Consider the following 24,345-nt stretch of genomic DNA (forward strand, 5'->3'; position numbering starts at 1 on the left):
CTCGCAAAGACGGTGAGGCATGGCCCACAGCGGTCTTGAGTGATCCTGATCAATCCTGACGCGCCCTAGTGGAGTGACTCCTGCAAATGTTTCCTTCGCTTCGCACAATTTAACCCCTCCTGGCTTCCCCTTCGTAAGGGGAGGAATTTTTCCCCTCCTTACCAAGGAGGGGCAAGGGGAGGTTAACTCCCTGATCTTCCGGCCTAAGCCGGACTTCACCGAGATAGGAATCGTCAATCAGTGACAATCCATTAGAGAGGGGTATGAAGAGAGAATTATCGGCCTGTGTGTTTTGACACAGAGGCACAGAGGCGCAGAGAAGACCAAGCGAAGTTTTCTTCCTGCTTTTTATTTTCTCTATCCTCCTCTGTGTCTCTGAGCCTCTGTGTTTCATAAAACAGTGCTTATTCCGGTCAACGCGCCGGGCATTAGGGGCATCGGCGGCAACCTCCCCTTGGCAAGGAGGGGAAAGCGCGGAGGCAATTCAACCGTCTTCCATGCTCAGGTAGGCGGGGCTTAGCTGGCCCATCGACAGCATGAGTTGATAGACGGCGATCATTTCATCGTAGGAGGCGGTGGTGAAGTTGATCTGGGCGTTGTTGACCTCGCTCTCCGCGTCGAGGACGTTGATCACCGTTTCCTTGCCCGCTTCCCGCAGTTTTTTTCTGGAGTCATAGACTTCGCCGGCGATGTTCACGGCGTTTTCGAGCAGCGTCAATCTCTCGCGGGCGGTGACCAGAGCCTGCCATGACAATCTGGTCTGTTCGATCACCTTGCGCGTCGCCAGGTCGAAGTTATCCATGCTGGCGCTGTAGTCGTAGGCCGCCTGGGCCAAGCCGGCCTGGGTCGTGAAGCCGGTGAACAGGTCCCAGTTGGCCCTGACTCCGACGTTGTAGTCCCGCCGCGTTCCCAGCGTGCTGTTTTTGTGTTTCTCATAGTTCCACGAACTTACCATATCCACTACCGGAGAATACTCCGACATCACGGCTTGTTTGGACTCACGCGCCACTTCAATGTTGGCGCCGGAGTTGCTTATGGCCGGGTTCTTTTCGCGGGCTACGCGGATGGCCGTTTCCAGATCGCTGGGGATCATTTCAATCGGCGGCTCCGGGTCGGTCATGGCGTCAATGTCCGGCGCGTGATTAAAGTTCTGCGTATATGTGCTGACGGCGTCCTCAAGCTGCCCCTCGAAGCTGACGCGGCGCTCCTTTGAAAGCTGAAGGCGCGACTTGGCCTGCAACACGTCAACGGCAATGCCCGAGCCGCGCTGCACCCGTTCGTCCTCAAGGTTAAGCTGACGATGGATGTTAATTTCGTTGTTGCGGGACAACTCGATCAGACGCCTTTGCCGCAAGACGTTGATATAGGAAACCGTCCCCTGGAACAGGGTGTTCTGGCGCGTTCCTTCCAGGGTTAGCTGGGCGACGCTGGTAGCCAATTGCGCCTTCTTGTAGGTGGATTGAGTCAGGTTGCCGTTATACAGATTCTGACTGATCGTAAGGCCGGCAATGTTGTGCGTACGGCTCCACGTTTTGCCGCCGGGCGTGGATGAACGGGTGGACGGGTTGTCGATTCTTTCGGTACCCACGTCTCCGCTCATGGAAATCTTGGGCAGATACCCGGCGCGGGCCTTGTCAATTCCCATGCGGGAAGCTTCAACAGCGTTCTGACCGGCCCTGACCTCGGGATGATCGTAAACAATCGTGCGCAACTCCTTTTCAAGGGAGGAGGCAATCGCCGTCGACGCGGCGCTTAATGCCGGCGCCGCAAACGCCATGAACACGGCAAATTTACGAAATCTCCTCAAGAATCCTCCCGACGCCCGGACTCACTCCTACCTGTAGGCCTGCATACGGCGCAATTACACACTATATAATGTATGTATAACAAAATATGGAGTCAATTAAAAAAATGTTGGCTATATATGGATGCCGACGCGGGCAGGAAGAACATTGCGTCTTGCGGCGCGGATGAGCATTATCTGACGAGGATTTTTTTGAGGATTTACAGTGTTCAGACCGCCTTTGCGCGACGCCATCGTTCACAGCGTCTGCCCCCACGACTGCGCCGACACCTGTAGCATCCTGTCCCACGTCGAGGGGGGGAGGCTGGTCAAGGTGGAAGGCAACCCTTCCCATCCGGTGACGCAGGGTTACCTGTGCCGCAAGTTCTCGCGCATCCAGGAAAGGGTCTATGGCGACGACAGGCTTCTCTATCCGATGAAGCGCGTCGGCAAAAAGGGCGGCGACGATTTTCAACGGATATCCTGGGACGAAGCAGTCGGGACCATCGCCGAACGGTGGAAGGAGATCATCGCCGATCAAGGCACGGACGGCGGCCCCCGCGCCATTCTTCCCTTCAACGGCTCCGGGACCGAGGGTCTGGTCCACGGCGACATCGTCGGCAAGCGGTTCTTTAACCGGCTGGGAACCATCCAACTGGTGCGCACCATCTGCACCAGGGCCGGACGCACCGGCTTTCGCTACACCATGGGCAGTTCGGCGGGGGCCGACCCCACCGCCGCCGGCAACGCCAAGCTGGTTATCTCGTGGGGCATCAACACCGCTTCCACCAATATTCACCAGCACTCTTTTTTCAAGGACGGACGCGACGGCGGCGCCCGGCATGTCATCGTCAATCCTTTGCGGATCAAGGGCGCGGATTCCGCCGAAAGAGTCATCCAGCCGCGACCCGGCAGCGACGCCGCCCTGGCCCTGGGCATGATGAACGTCATCATCGGGGAGGGCCTGTATGATCGGGATTTTGTCGATCATTTCACCCACGGCTTTGAGGCGTTGAGGGAGCGCGTCTTGGAGTTCCCGCCGGACAGGGTTGAGGCCTTGACCGACATCCCCGCCGCCGAGGTGGTAGAGTTCGCCGAACTCTATGCCGCCGAACCGGCCTCGTTCATTTATGTCGGGCCGGGTTGCCAGCGTCACTCCAACGGCGGCATGACGCTAAGGGCCATTACCTGCTTGCCCGCCCTTACCGGCGCCTGGCGCCATAAGGGGTGCGGCGTCTACTATCCCACCAGCACCGTATTCCCGGTTGACTGGCATCCCCTCGAAGGGGAAGAACTGAGGCCCAATCCGCCCGCCGGCTACAACATGATTCATCTGGCGCGGATGCTCGGCGGTCCGGGGCCGCGCATCCGCAGTCTGTACGTCTACAACGGCAATCCGGCGTCGGTGCTTTACAACCGGAGTCGGCTGCTGACGGGGCTGGCCCGCGACGATCTGTTCACCGTCGTTCACGAGAGGAACCTTACCGACACCGCCCGTTACGCCGACATCATCCTGCCGGCGACCAGCCAGTTCGAGCAGGCGGACATTCTGTTTTCCTATTACAAGCCGAGTTTGCTTTTGAACAATCAGGCCATCGAGCCGCTGGGGAAATGCCGCTCCAACCGCGAGACCTTTGCCCTGCTGGCCGAGGCCATGGGCTTCAAGGATACCTGCTTCAAGATGGATGATTGGGATATAATCAAGGAAGTTCTGGCCATCGACCATCCGGCGATCAACGCTATTACTCTGGAAACTTTGCTGGCCGACGGCTGGGCGCCGGCCGAGGTCAAGTCGGGCCATGACCATTACCTGGACGGAAGTTTTCCCTCGCCTTCGGGGAAAATTGAATTTTATTCACAAAAGATGGCGGATGACGGCTATGACCCGCTGCCGGCTTACACTCTCCTTAAGGAATGCATTGAGACCACGCCCGAACTGGCGGCAAAATATCCTTTGTTTTTTATCACTCCGTCAGCCCATTCCCTGCTTAACGCCAACTATGGGCAGGACGCCGGTTTCGTGGCGCTGGAAAAGCGTCCCACCATCATTATCAATCCGCAAGACGCCGCCGGGCGAGGCATCAAGGACGGTGAAATGGTGCGGGTATTCAACGACCGGGGCGCTTGCCTGCTGTGGGCGCATGTCGAGGACCTGGTAAAGGCCGGAGTCGTCGTCAGCCGGGGCCAGTGGTGGGACCGCCACTACCCCGACGGCTGCAACGCCAATCACACCACTCCCGACTTTCCCGCCGACATGGGAGGAGGCTCGTCCTTTAATACCAATCTGGTGCAGGTGGAGCGGGTCGATGGCCGTTGATCGGGAAAAAGAAGCCGCCCTGATTCATCGGGGCCTCAACCGGGTCGAATTCTTCGATCTCACCACCGGGGAAGCGGACGGTCTGCAAGACATTCTCGACTCTATGGCCGGAGAAGGACGCCGCCGCTTCAGCTTTCATGCCCCTGTCATCCGCCCCGATTATTTCCCTCATTCCGGGGTCACCTGTTTTTTCCTCAACGAGGACGAGGCCAAGCGGCAGCTTTCTTTCCGGCTGCTTGATCATACCATGGAGGCGGCCCGGCGGTGGGGCGCCGAATATGTGGTCACTCACCTCACCTTCGGCCCTACCGATTCCAAAGATCAGGCGACGGCGTTGAGACTGGCCGGCGACGCCTGCCGCCGCATGGCCGGGATGAGCCGCGACTACGGCATTCCCCTCGACCTGGAGTTCGCCGCCTATTCAAACGCCTTTAACCGCGCCGACCTGTTCGCCGAGGCGGTAGCCCCGCACCCGGAGCTTGGAGTGTGCATTGATGTCGGCCATGCTTTTCTCGGCGCGATCAGGCGGCAACGGGACTATCTGGAAGATATCGCCGCCTTGGCGCCGCGAACCCGCTCCCTGCATTTATGGAACAGCCTGGGCGAAGAACACACCAAACGCCATCATCACACGCCGCTGCATCCCTCGCAGAAACCGGACGAGGGCTGGATCGACATTGAAAAGACGATGGCGTTGGTCCTTCACGAAAATCCACGGGTCAACATTATCTATGAATACCCGGTTGACGCGGTAACGACGGAGATTCAGGAAGGATACGACTGGATCGCGGACATGGTCTCGCGGCCCCTCCTTCGCAAGGAGGGGCCGGGGGAGGATTTTTCCTAAACCGGCGGGCGCCTGGCGCTCAACTGATCCTTGCAATGGGTGATCCACTGACGGGTCAGCTTTTCATGTACGCCGTTTTGCGCCAGACGCTGGTGCAGGGCGTCGAAATCAACGAAGTCGATATCCTGATCCTGCTCGAAGCACGAGAAGACCACCGTTTCCTCGCCGGTCTCCGGGTTGCGGTGGGGTTGCAGGCACTGAGCGCAGATTTCCTTCATCATGCATTGCATCGGAGAGTTGATGGAGGCGATGCCCTTGTGGCCGGGCTTGAGGAACTCCTTGAGCACCGAATGGCGGGCCTCGCCCACCGCCCTCATCATGAAGTGAGAACCGATGGCGATGATGTGATCGACCTCGTTCAAGGGGATGCTCACCTCGCCCAGTTGGCCCGTGGCGTAGGCCCTCATCGCCTGCACCACGTTGCCGACGAAGGTCTTGTCCTGGGGGCGTCCGGGCGTGAAGCCGGGGCCGACGTCGCAGCACCAAACCACGCAATCCGAGTTGGACTCGATGTGATCGATATAGAAACGGTCGTTCATGCCCTTGTAGGCGGCGAAATAGAGCACCCTGGAACCGGCCTTGTGGAAGGCCAGATTGATGTCCAGCAGCACCGCGTTGCCCAGTCCGCCTCCGGCCAGCAGCACCGTCTCGCCGCCGGGGATGTGGGTAGGCGCTCCCGTCGGTCCCATCAGAACGACATGCTCGCCGACCTGCAGGTGGGGGATGATATTGGTAGAGCCGCCCATGTTCATCGAGATAACTGAGACCTCGCCTTTCTTGGCGTCAACCAGGGCGCCGGTCAGCGCCACGCCTTCCATGGCCAGCGTCGTATCGTTGATGACTTCCGAGTTGGCGATGTAGTTCTGTAAACGGAAAAACTGTCCCGATTTATACATCTTGGCGGCCAATGGGGCGTAAACCCTGACTTCGACCACGTTGGAGGCCAGACGTTTGACGCTCCTCACCACCGGACGAAGACCGTCATTCAGGGTTTTGATCAGGGCGTCGGGGTTCGGCTTGGAGACAGGCAACTTGGCCAACATGCGATCAACCACCACGAACCCCTGCTTGGCGCTGGCGATGGCTTTGACCACGTTGCCGGCATAGTCGGGATGCAGGTCGCCGAAGAAGCTCATCGAGCGCCCGTCCTTGTAGATTCTGGTCAGCACATTGGGCGTTTCGGGCTTGGCCGACCACTCGGGCTTCACCTTGTTGCCGTTCTCGTCCAGAGCCTGGAAGTACTTGCCGTCCAGTTCGGTGAAGTCCGGGTATTCGCGCTTCAGCACCGTGTTGGGCTGGGTGCCGGCGGCGATCAGCACCGAACGCGCCGGAAGCGAAGTTATTTCGCCGGTAGGCACGGGCCTGCCCTTCTCGTCGATTCTCTGTTTCTCCAGACGTATCGCCTCGACGTGATTGTATTTATCAACCTCGATAGCCGTCGGCGCCAGCAGTTCGGCAAAGCGGATGCCCTGCTCGAAGGCCTTGATTATTTCCTCGTGGTTGAGGCTGTAGCTGGGCGATCCGGTCATGCGGCGACGGTAGGCGATAGTGGCGCCGCCCCACGAATCAAGCATGGTGATGAAGTGCGGCTCGCGGCCTTCCTTGGCCGCCGCTTCACGCTCTTCCCTGATGGCGCGGCCATGGGTGATGAACTCGTCGGCGATGAGTTTTTCCTCTTCGTTCCACGAAGAGCGCACCGCTTCCATGCCGTTCTTTTTAGACAGTATTTCGTAACGCTCCAGGAACTTCTCCACCTGACGCACATAGTAGGCCAGAACCTCGGTGGCGGAATCGATGGCGGTCAGACCGCCGCCGATGATCACCGCCGGCAGACGGACCTGCAGGTTGGCGATGGAGTCCTTCATGGCGGCGCCGGTAAGTTGCAGGGCCATCAGCAGGTCGGAGGACTGACGTACGCCCCTGGCCAATCCATGAGGAACCGACAGGAAGGTGGGCTTGCCCGCGCCCATGGCCAGCGCCACATGGTCAAAGCCCAGATCGAAGGCCGATTCGGTGGTGATGGCGCTGCCGAAGCGTACGCCGCCGTACATGGCGAAGCGGTGGCGGCGCTCCATCAGAAGGCGGACAACTTTCAGGAAGTTCTTGTCCCAGCGAACGGTGATGCCGTATTCGGAAACGCCGCCGAAGCCGGCCTGGATGCGTTTGTCCAGCGGCTCCCACAATTCCTGAATATCCTTGATGGGTTTGAACGGGCAGCGTTGTCCCGACTGATCGACGCCGGATATTTCGGGGGCCAGCGGCTCGATCTTCAGGCCGTCGATGACTACCGTCGTGTGGCCCTCGTTCATCAGGAAGTGAGCCAGCGAGTACCCGGCGGGGCCGGCGCCGACGATCAGCACCTTGCGCCCGGTGTCCGGCTTGGAAAGCGGACGTTTGATGTTAAGCGGATTCCAGCGGGTCAACATGCTGTAGATTTCAAAGCCCCACGGCAGATTCAACACGTCTTTCAGAACGCGGGTTTCGACCTGCGGAATGTTGACCGGAGTCTGCTTTTGATAAATACACGCCTTCATGCAGTCATTGCAGATACGATGTCCGGTGGCCGCTACCGTCGGGTTATCGACGACGATGACGGCCAACGCGGCGACGGCGTTGCCCTCCGTCTTGGCCTTGTGCATCTCGGAAATCTTTTCCTCAAGCGGGCAGCCGTTCTGGGGGACGCCGAGCGGGGAATGAGTGAACTTTTTCGAGTCCTTTTCGACCATGCCGCGTGAGCAATAATCCCGTCCCCGGTCATGGCAGATAACGCAGTAGTTGGCCTCGTCCAGCCCCCCTATCAGATCGGCGCCGTGGTCGGTGAGGGCAAAGGCGTCACGGTTATAGTGATGACATTCCTTGCTGTTCATCCGCATCATTTCGATGCCGTGATCATCGAAGGTCTCAAACGGCGTCAAATGGTCGAAGTCGATCTTTTCAGGCTTCTTGAACAGGATGTCGTCGAAGTGGCGTTCATGGCCGTCGTGAGTGAACGCCGCCCAGGCGGCGTAGCGGGCGGCCAGATCGAGGGATTCGGCGTTGGCTTCCTCGTCCTTAAGCCACGCGGTGACGTTCCTGGCGTAGGCGATCTGATCGAAAGTTCCGCCGAAACGCACGGTCAGGTCGGCTTCCAGCGCCGGGCCGTTGAAGCCGGCGGCGTCTTCAGGCTTGTGAGCCTTGATGGCGCGGCGCTGAACGAACAGGCGCTTGCATGAATAGAGATCATCCAGGTCGCGATGGCTTTTGGCGAGCGCCGCCAGTTGGGCCTCGATTCCGAACAGGCTGCCGATAAAGGCTTCCAGGTGAGGCGCAAGTTCCAGTATCAGATCGGACTCCGCCTTTTTGTCCAGACTGCCCGGATCGGCGCGGGCCGCCGTCAGACGGTCGGCCAACGCGCCGTCGGCGCCCGCCAGTTTCCCGACAAACGTCCTGTCGATGAAAGACAGGCTGTCCTCCGCGTAAAGGTCCTCGAATACTAAATCATGTGCAAGCTTGAGATCAGTCATGGTCTCCGCGTCTCCGCCGTTTTATAAAAGCCGGGATGAATGCCAAGAGGTAGTCTATGGCCGCGCACGAAAATATAAGAGCATTATTCAGAGTCAAACACGAAATATGCAATTACGCGTTTTTTTAAGTGATTTGTTTGCCGATATGCCGGATTTTTATCCCCAACAAGGAGGCCGACCATGATTTTTAATAAAAAATACGCGGGCGATGTCACCCCGAAACAAGCGTGGCAAATGCTCGGCGAGGACGCTTCGGCGGTGTTGCTGGACGTGCGTACGCAGGCCGAGTGGACCTTCGTCGGCGCTCCCGACTTGAGCAGTTTGGGCAAGCAGCCCGTCTTCGTGCAATGGCAGACCTTCCCGGAGATGCGCCCTAACTCCGAGTTCGCTCAACAGGTCGCCGGTTGCGGCGTCGGCGAAGAGAACACGGTGCTTCTCATCTGCCGGTCGGGCAAGCGTTCCCTGGACGCGGCCAGGGCATTGACCTCCCTCGGCTTCGCCAAGTGCTACAACATCGCCGCCGGCTTTGACGGCGACCGCGACCCGGCCAACCACCGGGGGACGCTGAACGGCTGGAAAGCGGACGGCCTGCCCTGGGGACAGGGGTGAGGCCATCGGCCATTGAATATTGACCTATGGCGGCCCCGGCAATTTCCCCTCCTTACCAAGGAGGGGTCAGGGGAGGTTGTTGCAACGACCCCCTCTAACTCCCCCTTGAAGCAATGGGGAGAATTTTTCGGAGTCATTACTTTACGGCCACTGGTATAAAAGATGCACCCTAAACCAGCACCAGATCATCGCGATGGATCATCTCGTCGCGGCCGCGATAGCCGAGGATGCCTTCGATTTCCTTGCTCTTGTGACCGAAAATAAGACGGGCGTCCCGCGACGAATAGGCGCTTAAGCCTCTGGCGATCTCATTGCCCCTGACGTCCCTTACCACTACCGCGTCGCCGCGTTCGAAATTGCCGTCAACGGCGGTGACGCCGGCGGGCAGCAGGCTCTTGCCGGAGCCGAGCGCCTTTAATGCGCCGTCATCGACGGTGAACGAGCCGTGAGTCTTGAGGCCGCCGGCAATCCAGCGTTTGCGCTCGGTGTGCGGATTAACTCCGGGCAGAAACCAGGTATGCCGCGCTCCTTCTTCCAGGCGGCGCAAGGGGTGTTCCGGCTTGCCGTCGGCGATGACCATGGCGCAGCCGGAAGCCAGGGCGATCCTGGCGGCGGCCAGCTTGGTCACCATGCCGCCGGTGCCGTCGCCGGGCAAGGCGCAACCGGCCATGCTCTCGATTGCGGGTGTGATTTCGTGAACCTCGTGGATGAAGGCGGCGTCCTTGTTGCGGCGCGGATCATCGCTGTACAGGCCGTCAATGTCCGACAGCAGGATCAGCGCGTCGGCGCTGATCATGGCGGCGACGCGGGCGCTGAGGCGGTCGTTGTCGCCCATGCGGATTTCGTCGGTGGCCACCGTGTCGTTCTCGTTGATCAGCGGCGCCGCGCCCAGACGCAGCAATGTTTCCAGGGTATTGCGGGCATTCAGGTAGCGGCGGCGGTTCTCGCTGTCCTCCAGCGTCAGCAGCACCTGAGCCACGGTTATATCATGACGGGCCAGTACTTCCTGATAGGCATGGGCCAGACGCACCATGCCGGTAGCCGCCGCCGCCTGTTTTTCTTCCAGAAGCAGGACTCCGGCGGGAAGGCCCAGATGGCGCCTGCCGACGGCGACGGCTCCTGATGAGACGATAATCACTTCCTGGCCGCGCCCGCGCAAACGGGCGATATCGTCGGCCAAGGCCTCCAGCCAGCTCCGGTGGACGGCGCCCCGCGCCTCATCGACGAGCAGGGCGGAGCCGATCTTGACGACGATCCGCTTCGCCTTCGCCAGACGATCAGTTTGTTGTTTGCCGGTCATCGGTCGCCTTCCGATTGCGCGTTGTCGCAAGCATCGCCGGAAGCGCGAACAACGGCAAGCAGTTCGCGTAGCGCTTCCTTGACGCCGACGCCCGACACCCCGGAGATGACGGCAACTTCGCGGCCTGCGGCTTTGGCCAGCAAAGCGCGCTTTTCTTTTATATCCTCCGGCATCAAGGCGTCACATTTGTTAAGGGCGACGATCTCTGTCTTGGCGGCGAGATCGCTGCTGTAGGCTTCCAGTTCCCGCCTTATGGCGACATAGGCTTCGGCGACGTCTTCCAGGGTTCCGTCCACCAGATGCAGCAGCACCCGGCAACGTTCCACATGGCCGAGAAAGCGCGTTCCCAGTCCGGCGCCTTCGCTGGCCCCCTCGATCAGGCCGGGAATGTCGGCAATAAGGAATTCGTCCTCGTCCACATAGGCGACGCCCAGGTTGGGATGCAACGTAGTAAAGGGATAATCGGCGATCTTGGGCCGGGCGTGGGAGACCGCCGCCAGAAAGGTGGACTTGCCGGCATTGGGCAGCCCCACCAGACCGGCGTCGGCGATCAGCTTGAGACGCAGCCACACCCACATCTCCTGCCCCGGCCAGCCGGCGTCGGCGCGCCGGGGGGCGCGATTGGTGGACGACTTGTAATGAAGATTGCCGAAGCCGCCGTCGCCGCCTTTGAGCAGGATTTGACGCTGTCCGACTTCGGTAAGGTCGGCGATGACCGTTTCCTTGTCATCGTCGAGAATCTGGGTGCCGGCGGGAACCTTGATTATCACGTCCTCCGCCTTGGCGCCGTAGCGGTCCTGTCCCATGCCGTTAGCGCCGCGCTTGGCCTTGAAGTGCTGGCGATAGCGAAAGTCGATCAGCGTATTAAGCCCGTCAACGCACTCGACGACGATGCTGCCGCCGCGACCGCCGTCGCCGCCGTTGGGACCGCCCAAAGGAATATTGGCCTCGCGGCGGAAACCGGCGCAGCCGTCGCCGCCGTCGCCGCTCTTGATGAATATCTTGGCTTCGTCGAGAAATTTCATCGGCTCCAACCCCAATCCGCAAACAAAAAGGGGAATGACAAGTCATTCCCCCCGGTACGACCCGCACTCCTGATTCTATCTCAGGAATCCGGCGCTACGTTAACAAAAACCTTGCCCGCCGCCTTTGTATGGAACCTGACACGGCCTTTCTCGACGGCGAATATGGTGTGATCCTTGCCCATGCCGACGCCGGAACCGGGATGATATTTGGTGCCGCGCTGGCGAATGATAATATTGCCGGGAATCACCTGCTCGTCGCCGAACTTCTTGACGCCGAGACGCCGACCCGCCGTGTCGCGCCCGTTGCGTGAACTGCCGCCTGCTTTTTTATGCGCCATCTTGCCTTACTCCTTGGACTTGTCAGCCGCCTTGGCGACTTTTTTGGCCGGGGCCTTGGCTTTTGCCTTAGGCGCGGCGTCCGCCTTCACTTTAGGCGCTTTCGCTTTAGGCGCGGCCTCCGCCTTTATTTCCACGACAGGCGCGGCTTCCGCCTTTGCCGTCGTCTTTTTGCCGGAAGCGCCGATATCCTTGATGCGAAGCACTGTCTGGTGCTGGCGATGTCCGGCCAACCGGCGATAACCCTTGCGGCGCTTTTTCTTGAAAACGATGATCTTGTCGGCACGTGACTGTTCTATGATTTCGGCGTAAACGGCAACCTTGTCGAGAAGCGGCGCGCCGATAACCGGCGCCTTGCCGTCTTCTACGATCATAAGCACATCGTTTAACTCGACGGCCGAACCGGGCGCGCCCCTTAACGTCTCAACGATGATGACATCGTTGGCGGCCACCTTATACTGCTTACCGCCGCTTTTGATGACTGCGAACATGATCGTACCTTATAAACAGTTGATGCGGGCGTCGGCGACTCCGACCGAGGCCCGTGCAAAGAGGCGGCAATATACCCCTAAAAACCTTGATGTCAACGCCCATTAACTGCCGGAATGACGAGCCATATCTCAGCTCATCGCCTTTAGCGCCAGGTCGGCAAAATCAAGCGGCTTGTGCAAATGATGCTCGATCACATCCGCCATTATGCTCAAATCCATTTTCTGATATTCATGCGCCACCACATTGCGAAACCCCACCATGCCTTTCATGTTCTTCATCATCTCAGCGGGGATCAGAGTGGCGCGATGCAGCAAAACAAAGGCATCGGCGCTGTCCTGCGGCAAACCCAATTTCTTGCTTTTAATAAGATGGTTGGCGACGTCTATAGTCAATATCAGCAATTCTTTGCAGATTCATGGCGATGGCGTCCTGCCTGAGATAGTCTGTCTCGAAGGGCGTATCGCTTGCCATTGCATAGTAGGTGCGTATCTGACTTAGGCGCCGCTCAATGCTGATCTTCTTGTTCAGAATAATCTCGTTCATACGTTGTAAAACCTCCCGCTACGCAATCCCTCCGCCAACACCTGGGCGCGCTCCTCATTGAGTTTCTGATAATAAGAAAGGGTCAACATTTCGAACTCGTCCGCCGCATATTCGTCGGCCATGTAAATACGCCGTTCCGCCATGATGATCTCCTTCTGAAAAACAGTGGAGACACAGCGCAGATTGAGCAAATCCACATTCCTTCCCAGCAACAATTCCAGATCGCCGTGTAATTGACTCATCATCAAATGGCCGACCCGCTTTGATGTTTCCGGCGGCAGCAACACCGCTATGTCCACATCGCTGTTCGGCCACTCGTTCCCGGCGCCGTAAGAACCGAACAGATAAATAGCCTGTGTGCCGGGATAATGGCGAATGATTGTTTCGACAATGCCCTCCATAGGAGTCACACCATCACCTCCACGATGGTCATGGGTGACGATACGCCCGGCGGGGAAGGGGTATAAGGGGGCCGCATTGTCGCCCGTTGATTTAGGCCGTGGGTAACCCGGTTCCAACGTCGAATAATGAAAAATATGTTTTTCTGCATTGCAATGCTTGCGTTTATGCGGAGTTGGTAGCATAAAGCCGGGTCGTATCTTCCAGGAAGGTCGGATCATACTTTCCAATAGGGAAAGCCGGGGAAAAAAACATGAAAATTGCCATACCCAAGGAATGCTGCCGGGGCGAGACGCGAGTCGCGGGTTCACCCGATGTCGTAAAGAAGTTATGTGGTTTCGGTTTTGACGTCATCGTTGAGACGGGGGCCGGCGAACACGCCGCCTTTACCGACGACGCCTTCAAGAGCGCCGGAGCGACCATCGCCAAGGACGCCGAAGCGACGCTGAAACATGCCGACGTCATACTTAAAATTCGCGGCCTCACCACCGACGGCGACGACAACGAGTTGTCGATGGTGAAAAAGGGCGCCGTCCTCATCGCCCATATCCAGGCGATGACCAACGCCGGAGACGTGCAGGCCTACGCCGACGCCGGCGTCACCGCCTTCGCCATGGAGCTGATGCCCCGCATTTCCCGCGCCCAGTCTATGGATATCCTGTCTTCGCAAAGCAATCTTGCGGGCTATCGCGCCGTGCTGGACGGCGCGGTCGAACTTCCCTGCGCCTTCCCGATGATGATGACCGCCGCCGGCACCGTGCCGCCGGCCAAGGTGTTTGTAATGGGGGTCGGCGTCGCCGGATTGCAGGCCATCGCCACCGCCAGACGCCTCGGCGCCGTAGTCACCGCCACCGACGTCAGGCCGGCCACCAAAGAGCAGGTGGAAAGCCTCGGCGGCAAGTTCCTGGTCGTTGACGCGGAAATGGAAAAAGACGCCCAAACCGCCGCCGGCTACGCCAAGGTAATGCCTCCTGAGTACTTCGCCAAGCAGAAGCAGGTGGTGTCCGAGCATATCAAAAAGCAGGACATCGTTATTACCACCGCCCTGATTCCCGGTCGCCCGGCTCCGGTGCTGGTTACCGAGGACATGGTCAAGTCAATGAAAGCCGGCTCGGTGATCGTCGATCTCGCGGTCGAAGCCGGCGGCAACTGCCCGCTGTCGGAACTCGGCAAAGTGGTGACCAAATACGGCGTCAAGATCGTCGGCCATGAAAACGTTCCCGGACGTCTCGCCGCCGACGCCAGCGCCCTGTTCGCCAAGAACCTGCTCAACTTCATCTCGCCCCATGTGAACAAGGAAAAGAAGACTCTTGATTTCAAGTGGGATGACGAAACAGTTACCGGCACCCTTGTCACCCGCGACGGCAAGGTGGTGAACGAGGCGGTGAAAGCCGCCGCCTCTTCCGATGATGCCGCGCCCAAAAAACACGCAGCTAAAAAGCATTCGGCTGACAAGAAGGGGAAATAATCATGGATTCGGCAACCATCGCAAACAGCGCCAAGATCGTCGCCGCCGACGCGGCTAAACTGGCCGAAAGAGCCGCCGGCGTAGCCAACGACGCGGTCGACTTCGCCGCCGGGGTAGGTCATGCCGCAGGAACGCCGTTCCTTGAGCTGTTCACTATCTTCGTGCTGGCCTGCTTCATCGGCTTTTACGTCGTGTGGAGCGTCACGCCGGCCCTGCATTCGCCGCTGATGAGCGTCACCAACGCCATCTCCTCGGTGATTATCGTCGGCGCCCTGATCGCCGTCGGCCCCGCCAAGATGGACTTCTCCAAGGTCATGGGCTTCCTGGCGGTGATTCTGGCGTCGGTCAATATCTTCGGCGGCTTCATCGTCACCAACCGGATGCTGGCCATGTTCAAGAAGAAAGAAAAGAAGACAGGAGCGGCGTCATGAGCGGCACGGTAACCGGTTTCGCATATCTGGCCGCAGGCGTCCTGTTCATCATGGCGTTGCGCGGCCTGAGTTCGCCCGCGTCGTCGCGCAAGGGCAATATGTTCGGCATCATCGGCATGGTGATCGCCATTGCGACTACATTGTTGAGTCCCGGCGTGGTCAGCTTCGGCATGATCGTGCTCGGCATCGTCATCGGCGGAAGCATCGGCGCCGTCGTGGCGCAGAAAATTCAGATGACGGCGCTGCCTCAGCTTGTCGCCGCCTTCCACTCGCTGGTCGGCCTGGCTGCGGTGTTCGTCGCGGCGGCGGCGTTTTTCCATCCTGACGCTTACGGACTCGGCGCAAGCGGCAGCATTCCCGCCGGCAGTCTGGTCGAGATGGCCCTCGGAACCGCTATCGGCGCCATCACCTTCACCGGGTCGCTGATCGCTTTCGGCAAGTTGCAGGGAGTGTTGGGCGGAGCGCCGACCACCTTCCCCGGCCAGCACTATCTTAATGCCGCCATCGCCGTGGCTATCGTCACCCTGATTATCTGGATGACGGCGAGCGAGTCGGCTGTGGCCTTCTGGATGTTGGTCGCCATGTCGTTCCTGATCGGCTTTTTGCTGATCATTCCCATCGGCGGCGCCGACATGCCTGTCGTGGTGTCGATGCTCAACTCCTACTCGGGATGGGCGGCGGCGGGCATCGGCTTTACGTTGTCCAACACGGCGCTGATCGTGACCGGCGCCCTGGTCGGATCGTCGGGCGCCATCCTCAGCTATATCATGTGCAAGGGCATGAACCGCTCCATCATCAACGTGTTGCTGGGCGGCTTCGGCGGTGAAGTAGCCGGTCCCGCCGCCGGCGGCGACGGGAAAGAGCGTTCCGTCAAGTCGGGAAGCGCTGAAGACGCCGCCTTTTTGATGAGCAACGCTGGCAAGGTTATCATAGTGCCCGGATACGGCATGGCGGTGGCCCAGGCCCAGCACGCCCTGCGCGAAATGGCCGACAAGCTGAAGGCTCGCGGCGTCGAGGTGGCCTATGCCATTCACCCGGTGGCGGGGCGCATGCCCGGCCACATGAACGTGCTGCTGGCCGAAGCCAACGTGCCGTACGATGAGGTCTTCGAACTGGAGGAAATCAACCACGAGTTCGCCACCGCCGACGTCGCCTACGTCATCGGCGCCAACGACGTCACCAACCCGGCGGCCAAGACCGATCCCACCAGCGCCATCTACGGCATGCCGATCTTTGACCTGGAGAAAGCGGGGACCACCCTGTTCATCAAGCGCTCCATGGCCACCGGCTACGCCGGCGTCCACAACGAACTGTTTTTCAGCGACAAGACCATGATGCTGTTCGCCGACGCCAAGAAGATGACCGAGGAAATCTGCAAGGCGCTGGACCACATGTAAGCGTCATACGCATCGACAAAGACAAAACGGCGGGATTTGAAACCCCGCCGTTTTTTTGTCGGCCCCCGCTTCTGGAAATTCACGTTTCAAGACTTGCCCATAAACCTGTATAGTATCAACAGCGAACAACCACGCGGAGCAGGCGAGTTCATGACCAAGGATCCGTTCGCCCTATCGTACTCGCGCACCTGGAGCCGTCCCGACGGGGTCGATGACGATGCCCTTATCGCCTCCGTCCTGGACAGGCCGACCTTTGAAGGCCTGGCGAAGCTGTGTCTGAAATTCGGCGAGGATCGGGTGTGGAAGATTCTTGACGAGTTATCCGGCGATCCGAAAGCGCGTCCTGAAGCCATGATCGAATCGCGGCGCATGCTGGAAAACATCCGCAAGGGATTTGGCCGTGCATCCCGACAAACTGCCTGACGCCACGCGGCGCGTACTTTCGGACCTTTCCGAACTGCCCGCCATCGGGGAGTTCATCCTCATCGGCGGCACGGCGATGCGGCGGGCGCCGTCGACACCGAGTCCGGCCCGGTCAAGACGGCAGCCAAGGCCGTCGCCGCCGGCCGCGCCGAGCTTGATCATCACTTGTTGTGGACGAGCAGGAATGCTTTTCCGCCTGCCGGGCGGACGAAGTAGGTGCTGTTGCCGGAGAGTCTGAAGTTGTAGACGGTCATCGCCGCATCGCCTTCCCCGGCTGCAATCGCTCGACCTCTTGGCAACTCAGGTTTCCGACCTTTCGCCCCTGTTCGGACTCAAGAAAATTAAATACCTGAATATCAGGGATACAAAAGTTACCGACCTCGGCCCCCTGGCCGACATGCCGGGGCTGGAAATCATTCGTTGACGCAGAACCAGACCGGCCCTGTCCAAAGCCTCCCAGGGCAATCGCTCGAAGGAGATTGTTCCTGCTTTTACCGTCATGGCCGGACTTGATCCGGCCATCCACGCCTTTTTTGCCTTGGCGACAAACAACAAAGACGTGGATGCGCGGGTCAAGCCCGCGCATGACGAACAAGAAGGGCCATTGTGAACGACTCTTTAGCTATTATGAAGACGTTCATTCGATTGCCCTGTCCAACGTCCCTCCTCCGCCATTGACACTTTCTCCCCCGTCGCTCATGTTTCGGGCCATGACCCATGATCACTTGAAAACCGTTGTCGAAGCCGCCTGGGAAGGCCGCGCCGAGATCAATTACGGCGCGACGGGCGAAGTGCGCGAGGCCGTGGATGAGGCCTTGCGCCTGCTTGACGGCGGGCAGGCGCGGGTGGCCGAGCGCCGGGGCGTCGGCAAGTGGACGGTCAACCAGTGGCTCAAGAAGGCGGTGCTGTTGTCGTTCCGCCTCAACGACATGAGGGTTATCCCCGGCGGGGCGGGAGAGTCCGTCTGGTTTGACAAGGTTTCCTCCAAGTTCGACGACTGGGACGAGGCGCGCTTTCGCCAGGCCGGATTTCGCGCCGTGCCTGGCTGCGTGGTGCGCCGTTCCGCCTATATCGCGTCGGGCGTGATTCTTATGCCGAGTTTCGTCAATCTGGGCGCCTATGTCGATTGCAACGCCATGATCGACACCTGGGCGACAGTCGGCTCGTGCGCCCAGATCGGCAAGAACGTGCATATCTCGGGCGGCGCCGGCATCGGCGGCGTGCTGGAGCCGTTGCAGGCCGGCCCCACCATCATCGAAGACAACTGCTTCATCGGCGCCCGCTCGGAAGTCGCCGAGGGCGTCATCGTCGAGGAAGGGGCCGTCCTGTCGATGGGCGTTTACCTGGGGGCCTCGACCAAGATTATTGATCGCGCAAGCGGCGAGGTCCATCAGGGGCGGGTGCCGGCCTATTCGGTGGTTGTGCCGGGAAGCCTGCCCGGCAAGCCTATGGCCGACGGCTCGCCGGGGCCGGGGCTGTATTGCGCCGTCATCGTCAAGACGGTGGACGAAAAAACCCGCTCCAAAACCTCGATCAACGACCTGTTGCGGGAATGATTGATCCCCTTGAACTGAGTCGGGCGCTTATCCGCTGTCCCAGCGTCACTCCCGAAGACGCCGGCGCCCTTGATGTCCTGACCAAGGCGCTGGAGGGAATCGGCTTTACCTGCCGCCGCCTGAAGTTCTCGACGGACGGGACGCCCGACGTTGACAACCTGTACGCCCGCATCGGCTCGGCGGCGCCCAACTTCTGCTTCGCCGGACATACCGACGTGGTTCCCGCCGGAGACGGATGGAGCCACGGCCCGTTTGACGGCGCGGTCTCCGGCGACAGGCTGTACGGGCGCGGCGCGGCGGACATGAAGGGCGCCATCGCCTGCTTTGTCGCCGCCGCCTCCCGCTTCATCAAAGAAAAGGGCGTCGATTTCGGCGGCTCGATCAGCCTTATGATCACCGGCGACGAGGAAGGTCCGGCCGTCAACGGCACAGCCAGGATACTGGAATGGGCGAAAGAACAAGGTGAAACCATCGACGACTGCGTGGTCGGCGAGCCGACCAATCCGAAACAGATGGGCGACCTGATCAAGATCGGCCGCAGGGGCAGTCTCAACGGACGCCTTACCGTGTACGGAACGCAGGGCCATACCGCCTATCCCGAACTGGCCGACAACCCGATTCCCCGCCTGATGCGGATGATGACGGTGCTTAATTTCGCCCAGTTGGACGACGGCGTGGCCAAGTACTTCGACCCGACCAGGGTGGCGATCACTTCTTTTGACGTCGGCAATCCTACAACCAACATGATTCCGTCAAAAGCCGCAGCCGCCTTCAATATCCGCTTCAACGACAAGCATACCGGCGAACGCCTGATCGAGAATATAAAACAACGCTTCGACAAGGAGCAGTGCCGCTACGAGCTTGAGACGGAAATCTCGGGCGAGGCCTTTCTGACGCGGCCCGGCCCCCTCAGCAAGCTGGTTTCCGCCGCCGTTGAAAAGGTCACCGGGCGGACGCCGGATTACGGCACAGGCGGCGGCACCTCGGACGCCCGCTTCATCAAGAACTATTGCCCGGTGGTGGAGTTCGGCCTGATTGCCGAGACCGCGCATAAAGTCGATGAACATGTCGCCGTCGCCGATCTGGCGACCTTGACCGGAATTTACCAGGCGGTGCTTGACGGTTATTTCCAAGAAGGCCGTTGATGATCCAAGAAGCCCTCAGGTCCCTTTACGGCGCTTACCGGCTGGCCCGTCGCGACGCCGGCGGCATGGCCTTTTTCAACACTACCATCGACGGATTTTGGCGTTCTTTCCTGGCGGCGGCAATCATCGCCCCCTTCTATATACTGCTGCTGTACATACGCTTTAACGCCGGCGAGATGAACGTCCATCCTTACAGGTTCGTTGCGGTGGAGGCGATTTCCTACGTCTTGTCGTGGGTGACGTTCCCGGTGGTTATGATCTCACTGGCCAAGTTCCTGGAGCGGGAAAAGAATTACCTTGCCTACATTGTCGCCTATAACTGGGCGTCCGTGCTGCAAAACGCGCTCTATTTGCCGCTGGCGATGCTGATGGTCAACGAACTGTTGCCGGCCGGCATGGCAAGCGCGTTGAGTCTTATCGTTTTTCTGATGATCATTTTCTACACATGGTTCGTCGCCAGGACGGCGTTGAACGTCAGCGGCGGCATCGCGTCCGGCATCGTCGTTCTGGATTTGGTTATCTCCGTCTTCATCAACGCCACCGCCGAAAGCATGTTTTAATATGTCACTTCTTTTTCTCCATGACTTTCCTGATTCGTTCGAGTTCTTCAACAACCGGATCTAACTCTCCCTCGGAGCCTATATACGGACGGAGATCAACTCGGTTCACTTCTTCGGCCTTTTTTCCAAGGAACTCATATGTGGCCGTAACATTAAATTGCGTAGGAGAAACATCGGGCTGCGCGCTTTTGCCGAAAAGTACCCAGCCCGGCCCAAGAGCAAAAATTAGTTCGGCTCCTGGTGGAAAGCAATCGATAGGGGTCGAAAATGCACTCTTGCTCCGAAGGTTTTTGTCAGCACCATCTTTCTCGCCATACTGAAAAAAATCACGATCAAGAGTAAGATGAAGATTACGCGCACCCATTCGCCCGGTGTTTTTCACTCGGAGATAAAGAAACGGCGTATGGGGTCGAATGAAAGGTGCAACGGTAATGTATGGGCGCAGCATTGCTTCTGATTGATCGCGTACAGCCTCCATAGAAGCCTCGCTCGCCTTCGCCATGCGATACGTCAAATAGGCATATATCGCGGTGATTAACACAAGAAGGGCGGTCAGAGACTCAATTACCATGCAGCCTCCGTGTGGTATCCAGTTCGGTAGGATGGAAAAACGTAGCGCCTTCTGCCGTATAAAGTTCTCCGGTACATGTCACCGCCACTTTACGATTGCTTTACGCTTAACAGGTAAGGAATAGCGACGAAGGAATGGCGAGCCGGATCAAAGTCCTTGCTGTTGCGAGTCGCCAACATCAACCGGCGGTTGATTGCCACAGCGGCCTGCAAGGCATCCGGCAATTTCCAGCGATGTTCGCGGCGCAGACTTGCGGCCAGATCGGCATCATCTTCGGTCAATGCATGAGTTGGAAAAAGGTTGAGAAAAGCCTTGGCCTGCACCTCGCCCACGGCGTCGAATCCGGTCAGCACTTCGGCTCGCGTTATGACGGAAACAGCCGCCGATTCGTGGTTTTCCAATAGAAATCCGGTCGCCTCAGATCGCCCATTGAAATGGTCGATCAAGATGACTGAATCCAGAAGATAGCCGTTCAACGCCTACTCCACTCGTCGCGCAGGTGTTGCTGCACAACAAGTCCATCCTTACCCTGCCAAATGCCGCTGGTGAGCCACGCCAATTTCTCGAAGGATTGCGTCACATGGCTTTTCGCCTTTTGGGCTTCCGCCTTTTTGCGGTAAAGTTGCAAAGCCCGACGCACCACTTCCGTTTGTGGAACATGCTCCACCTGCGCCCGGCGGGCGAGCCAGTCTCGTTCTTCAGGTTTCAGGCTAATAGTTGTACGTTGCACGGTCTAACTCCTCGCGTGATGTCAATATCGCAAGCATATTATCAATCCGCATGTCGATAGCAATCTTCTGCCATTATCCCGTATTTGCAACCGGAGTAAAAGACACGTTTACGTCACCCTCGCTAATATATCACTTTCACCAGATACAGGCCTTGCGCCGGGGCGGTGGGGCCGCCGGCGGAGCGGTCGCGGGCTTCAAGGGCGACGCGCACGTCATCGACGGTCCATTTGCCCTCGCCGACCAGTTTCAGCGTGCCGACGAAATTACGCACCTGACGGTGCAGGAATGAACGCGCCTCGGCGCGGATAGTGATCTCATCGCCTCGGCGCTCCACATCCAGCGCGCTCACGGTCTTGACCGGCGACTTGGCCTGGCAAATGACGGCGCGGAAGGTGGTGAAGTCGTGTACGCCCACCAACGCCTTTGCAGCCTGGTCCATTGCCCCTGCATCCAGCGGAACCGGAACCCACCACTTGCCGCCGCGATTCAAGGCGGGAGGCGAACGCCTGTTGATGATGCGATAGCGATAAACGCGCCCGACGGCGTCGAAGCGGGCGTGAAAATTACCGTCGGCGATTTCACAGCCGAGCACCGATACCGGCGCCGGCTTGAGGTGAAAGTTGATGGCGTCGCGCACGGTGTCGGTCCTGAACTCGCGGCCGAGGTCGAAATGGGCGACCTGTCCGAGGGCATGAACGCCAGAATCGGTGCGCCCGGCGCCGAAAACGGTAACGGCCTCATGACTGAACTTGCCGATGGCTTCCTCAATCGCCTGCTGCACCGAGCCGGCGTTTTCCTGGCGCTGCCAGCCGGCGAACCCGCCGCCGTCGTATTCGATGGTGATTTTATAGCGCGGCATGGCCTTCTTTTACCTGTGTGCCTCTCATGCTTCGATAGTTTTGTCGGAAAATTTGTGTATAATCGCCGCTCTTGGGAGAAACTCAAGGCTTGGGGGAAGCGTGGGGAAGGATAACAGAGGTCAGCAACGGCATAAAGTTATGTCTCCCGCCAAAATCGAAACCGAGGGCCGGGGCGGGGAGGGCGTGCTTCACGATATTTCGTTTGACGGGGCGTGCATCGGCGTCGGCTTCGAGGCGCCTCTCAACGCAAAAGTGAAGATCAGCGTCGAGGGATTCGGCGAACTTACAGGCAGGGTTGTTCGTCGCAAGAAGCGGCTTGGGATCAGATTCGACACCGCTCCCGCCGAAGCGGGCGCTCATGAGGAGAATATTCTTCGGCTGATCAAGACGGCCTCGTCGCGAAAGCTGGTGATGGTTGTCGAGGATTCCGCGACCCAGACCGTCACCCTGCGGGCGATCCTTGAAGAGGAAGGCTTCAAGGTGTTGTGTCTGGCCAGCGCCGAGGACGCCATGAGCCTGCTGCGCTCGACAATGCCGGATATCATGATCGTCGATTACCGGCTGCCGGGAATTAATGGCGACGAGTTGTGCCGCCGTCTGCGGATGAACATCAACACCCAAGGCATTCCTGTTCTGATGCTGACCTCGAATACCGAAGACGGAAGCGAGGTGAGGGGGCTTGAAAGCGGCGCTGACGATTATGTTTCAAAAAATGAAGACCATGAAATTCTTTTGCTGCGCATCCACTCGCTGCTGATAAGAGGCCACAAAGAAAACCTGTTGATGGACCTTTATGCTCCCTTGTTTCATCGCCCTCGCGTCCTCGTTATCGACGACAGTCCGACCTTTCTTGAGCGCCTGAAGGATGATTTAAGCGACGATGAATACACGGTCGAAGTCACCACCTCGCCCAGAAAAGGACTGTCTCTCGCCAAAAAAGGAGCCTTTGATTGCGTCCTCATCGACATGGTGATGCCTGACATAGAGAGGGGAATCATGGCTCGTCGTCTGGTGGAGGACCGCAAAAATTCCGGTCATTCCTACGTCATCATCGCCTTAAGCGCCTTTGAAGAGAAGGGAAACGTGGCCCAGGCCCTGGAGGCCGGCATCGACGATTTCGTCGGCAAGTCGGCGGGCATCGATGTATTGAAGGCAAGGATTAAATCATCGCTTCGTCAGATGTTTCTGCGCCACCAGCGCCAGGAGATCATCCATGAACTTCACCGCCATAAGGATGAGTTGGAGCAAGCGGTGGAAGAACGCACCAAGGCGCTTCGGCAGGAAATAGTTGAGCGCAAACGCATGGAAGCGGAACTGCGCCTTGCCAAGAAAGAGGCTGAAGCGGCAAGTAACGCCAAATCCCATTTTCTCGCCAACATGAGCCACGAACTGCGCACCCCGCTGACGGCGATTATCGGCTTTTCCGAGGCGATAAAAACAAGCATGTCAGGCACCGTCACGACATGGGACCCTGAAAAATATATGGACTACATTGATCATATTTTCACCTCGGGTCACCATCTGCTCACCATCATTAATGATGTCCTTGATATCTCCCGCATCGAGGGAGGAAAGGTCGATCTGGAAAAGAGCCATGTCGATATCGGGGAGCTGCTGGAAAAATCCTGGGATTTTTTCGGGGTGGAGGCGGGCAAAAAACGAATTATGTGGCGGATGGATGTTCCGAACGACGTCGCGCCTGTTTATGTCGATAGACGACTGATAAGCCAGACGCTCCTTAATTTGTTTTCCAACGCGGTAAAATTTTCGCCTGACGACGGAACAATTACCGTAACCGTAGCCGAGCAGGCCGGCGGCGGCATATCCATCACCGTGTCCGATACCGGCATCGGCATCGCCAAGAAGGACCTTTTGAGGGTGCTTGAGCCTTTCGGTCAGGTGGAGACGGCCTTTACCAAGAACTATAAAGGCTCCGGTCTGGGGTTGCCCCTGGCCAAGTCTTTCATGGAACTCCATGGCGGCTCCCTTGACCTTAGAAGCGAGCTTGGCAAGGGGACATCGGTGATCCTCAGCCTGCCTTCGGGATAG

The 24,345-nt window shown here is 58.7% G+C and carries 22 protein-coding genes and 1 pseudogene; 11 read left to right on the top strand and 12 right to left on the bottom strand.

Features of this window, described 5'->3' with window-relative positions:
• Positions 1 to 109: 109 nt before the first annotated feature.
• Both A3H92_11325 and A3H92_11330 read right to left on the bottom strand, forming a co-directional pair.
• Entirely contained in the window at positions 110 to 394 is a 285-nt protein-coding gene (locus A3H92_11325; protein OHC74665.1) for a hypothetical protein, read from the bottom strand.
• Between the two features lie 90 nt (positions 395 to 484).
• Positions 485 to 1,777 carry a hypothetical protein gene (locus A3H92_11330; protein ID OHC74666.1) on the bottom strand — a complete coding sequence of 431 codons (1,293 nt, stop codon included), beginning with the start codon at positions 1,775 to 1,777 and terminating at the stop codon, positions 485 to 487.
• A gap of 247 nt (positions 1,778 to 2,024) precedes the next feature.
• Between A3H92_11330 and A3H92_11335 the strand changes: the two genes are divergently transcribed.
• Positions 2,025 to 4,100, top strand: a complete 2,076-nt coding sequence (locus A3H92_11335; GenBank protein OHC74667.1) for a hypothetical protein — start codon at positions 2,025 to 2,027, stop codon at positions 4,098 to 4,100.
• The gene (locus tag A3H92_11340) at positions 4,090 to 4,947 is read left to right on the top strand and encodes a hypothetical protein (protein ID OHC74668.1); all 858 of its coding nucleotides are present in this window, start codon (positions 4,090 to 4,092) and stop codon (positions 4,945 to 4,947) included. The genes A3H92_11335 and A3H92_11340 overlap by 11 nt, the downstream gene beginning before the upstream one ends.
• On the opposite strand, the gene A3H92_11345 is transcribed toward A3H92_11340, so the two are convergent.
• Positions 4,944 to 8,450 (bottom strand): pyridine nucleotide-disulfide oxidoreductase, encoded by a 3,507-nt coding sequence (locus A3H92_11345; protein ID OHC74669.1) that lies wholly within the window; start codon positions 8,448 to 8,450, stop codon positions 4,944 to 4,946. The two genes, A3H92_11340 and A3H92_11345, sit on opposite strands and share 4 nt — an antisense overlap.
• Positions 8,451 to 8,630: 180 nt before the next feature.
• Between A3H92_11345 and A3H92_11350 the strand changes: the two genes are divergently transcribed.
• Complete coding sequence (locus tag A3H92_11350) at positions 8,631 to 9,059, top strand: sulfurtransferase (protein OHC74670.1); 429 nt, start codon at positions 8,631 to 8,633, stop codon at positions 9,057 to 9,059.
• A gap of 169 nt (positions 9,060 to 9,228) precedes the next feature.
• Here the strand turns inward: A3H92_11350 and A3H92_11355 are convergent, their stop codons facing one another.
• The 6 genes and pseudogenes from A3H92_11355 to A3H92_11380 all read right to left on the bottom strand — a co-directional run bounded on the left by A3H92_11355 (position 9,229) and on the right by A3H92_11380 (position 13,156).
• Entirely contained in the window at positions 9,229 to 10,359 is a 1,131-nt protein-coding gene (locus A3H92_11355) for a glutamate 5-kinase (protein OHC74671.1), read from the bottom strand.
• Positions 10,356 to 11,384 (bottom strand): GTPase ObgE, encoded by a 1,029-nt coding sequence (gene obgE, locus A3H92_11360; GenBank protein ID OHC74672.1) that lies wholly within the window; start codon positions 11,382 to 11,384, stop codon positions 10,356 to 10,358. Before obgE ends, A3H92_11355 begins: the two co-directional genes overlap by 4 nt.
• An 80-nt stretch (positions 11,385 to 11,464) precedes the next feature.
• Positions 11,465 to 11,722: a 50S ribosomal protein L27 gene (locus A3H92_11365; protein OHC74673.1), complete on the bottom strand. Its 258-nt coding sequence runs from the start codon at positions 11,720 to 11,722 to the stop codon at positions 11,465 to 11,467.
• A 6-nt stretch (positions 11,723 to 11,728) separates the two neighbouring features.
• Complete coding sequence (locus A3H92_11370; GenBank protein ID OHC74674.1) at positions 11,729 to 12,211, bottom strand: 50S ribosomal protein L21; 483 nt, start codon at positions 12,209 to 12,211, stop codon at positions 11,729 to 11,731.
• A 129-nt stretch (positions 12,212 to 12,340) separates the two neighbouring features.
• A pseudogene (locus tag A3H92_11375) lies at positions 12,341 to 12,755 on the bottom strand (hypothetical protein).
• Complete coding sequence (locus A3H92_11380; protein OHC74675.1) at positions 12,752 to 13,156, bottom strand: hypothetical protein; 405 nt, start codon at positions 13,154 to 13,156, stop codon at positions 12,752 to 12,754. Before A3H92_11380 ends, A3H92_11375 begins: the two are co-directional and overlap by 4 nt.
• A gap of 251 nt (positions 13,157 to 13,407) precedes the next feature.
• On the opposite strand from A3H92_11380, the gene A3H92_11385 reads away from it, so the two are divergent.
• The 7 genes from A3H92_11385 to A3H92_11415 all read left to right on the top strand — a co-directional run bounded on the left by A3H92_11385 (position 13,408) and on the right by A3H92_11415 (position 20,134).
• On the top strand, positions 13,408 to 14,622 hold the full coding sequence (locus A3H92_11385) for an NAD(P) transhydrogenase subunit alpha (protein ID OHC74676.1): 1,215 nt from the start codon (positions 13,408 to 13,410) through the stop codon (positions 14,620 to 14,622).
• Between the two features lie 2 nt (positions 14,623 to 14,624).
• Positions 14,625 to 15,053 carry an NAD synthetase gene (locus A3H92_11390; protein ID OHC74677.1) on the top strand — a complete coding sequence of 143 codons (429 nt, stop codon included), beginning with the start codon at positions 14,625 to 14,627 and terminating at the stop codon, positions 15,051 to 15,053.
• Positions 15,050 to 16,450, top strand: a complete 1,401-nt coding sequence (locus tag A3H92_11395; protein OHC74678.1) for an NAD synthetase — start codon at positions 15,050 to 15,052, stop codon at positions 16,448 to 16,450. Before A3H92_11390 ends, A3H92_11395 begins: the two co-directional genes overlap by 4 nt.
• A 36-nt stretch (positions 16,451 to 16,486) precedes the next feature.
• Positions 16,487 to 16,873: a hypothetical protein gene (locus A3H92_11400; GenBank protein OHC74679.1), complete on the top strand. Its 387-nt coding sequence runs from the start codon at positions 16,487 to 16,489 to the stop codon at positions 16,871 to 16,873.
• Positions 16,874 to 17,583: 710 nt separating this feature from the next.
• On the top strand, positions 17,584 to 18,429 hold the full coding sequence (locus A3H92_11405) for a 2,3,4,5-tetrahydropyridine-2,6-dicarboxylate N-succinyltransferase (protein OHC74706.1): 846 nt from the start codon (positions 17,584 to 17,586) through the stop codon (positions 18,427 to 18,429).
• Positions 18,426 to 19,574 (top strand): succinyl-diaminopimelate desuccinylase, encoded by a 1,149-nt coding sequence (locus A3H92_11410; GenBank protein ID OHC74680.1) that lies wholly within the window; start codon positions 18,426 to 18,428, stop codon positions 19,572 to 19,574. Before A3H92_11405 ends, A3H92_11410 begins: the two co-directional genes overlap by 4 nt.
• Entirely contained in the window at positions 19,574 to 20,134 is a 561-nt protein-coding gene (locus A3H92_11415) for a hypothetical protein (protein ID OHC74681.1), read from the top strand. Before A3H92_11410 ends, A3H92_11415 begins: the two co-directional genes overlap by 1 nt.
• Positions 20,135 to 20,138: 4 nt before the next feature.
• Here A3H92_11415 and A3H92_11420 read toward each other — a convergent pair whose 3' ends face one another.
• From A3H92_11420 to A3H92_11430, 3 genes are all read right to left on the bottom strand, one after another.
• Positions 20,139 to 20,705 carry a hypothetical protein gene (locus A3H92_11420; GenBank protein ID OHC74682.1) on the bottom strand — a complete coding sequence of 189 codons (567 nt, stop codon included), beginning with the start codon at positions 20,703 to 20,705 and terminating at the stop codon, positions 20,139 to 20,141.
• Positions 20,706 to 20,794: 89 nt separating this feature from the next.
• Positions 20,795 to 21,181, bottom strand: coding sequence for a hypothetical protein (locus A3H92_11425; protein ID OHC74683.1), 387 nt, complete (start codon positions 21,179 to 21,181; stop codon positions 20,795 to 20,797).
• 376 nt (positions 21,182 to 21,557) lie between these two features.
• Positions 21,558 to 22,295, bottom strand: coding sequence for a tRNA pseudouridine(38-40) synthase TruA (locus A3H92_11430; GenBank protein OHC74684.1), 738 nt, complete (start codon positions 22,293 to 22,295; stop codon positions 21,558 to 21,560).
• A gap of 139 nt (positions 22,296 to 22,434) precedes the next feature.
• Here A3H92_11430 and A3H92_11435 point away from each other — a divergent pair, with 139 nt between their 5' ends.
• Positions 22,435 to 24,345 carry a hypothetical protein gene (locus A3H92_11435; protein OHC74685.1) on the top strand — a complete coding sequence of 637 codons (1,911 nt, stop codon included), beginning with the start codon at positions 22,435 to 22,437 and terminating at the stop codon, positions 24,343 to 24,345.

The organism is Rhodospirillales bacterium RIFCSPLOWO2_02_FULL_58_16 (assembly GCA_001830425.1).
Lineage (GTDB): Bacteria > Pseudomonadota > Alphaproteobacteria > Rhodospirillales > 2-02-FULL-58-16 > 2-02-FULL-58-16.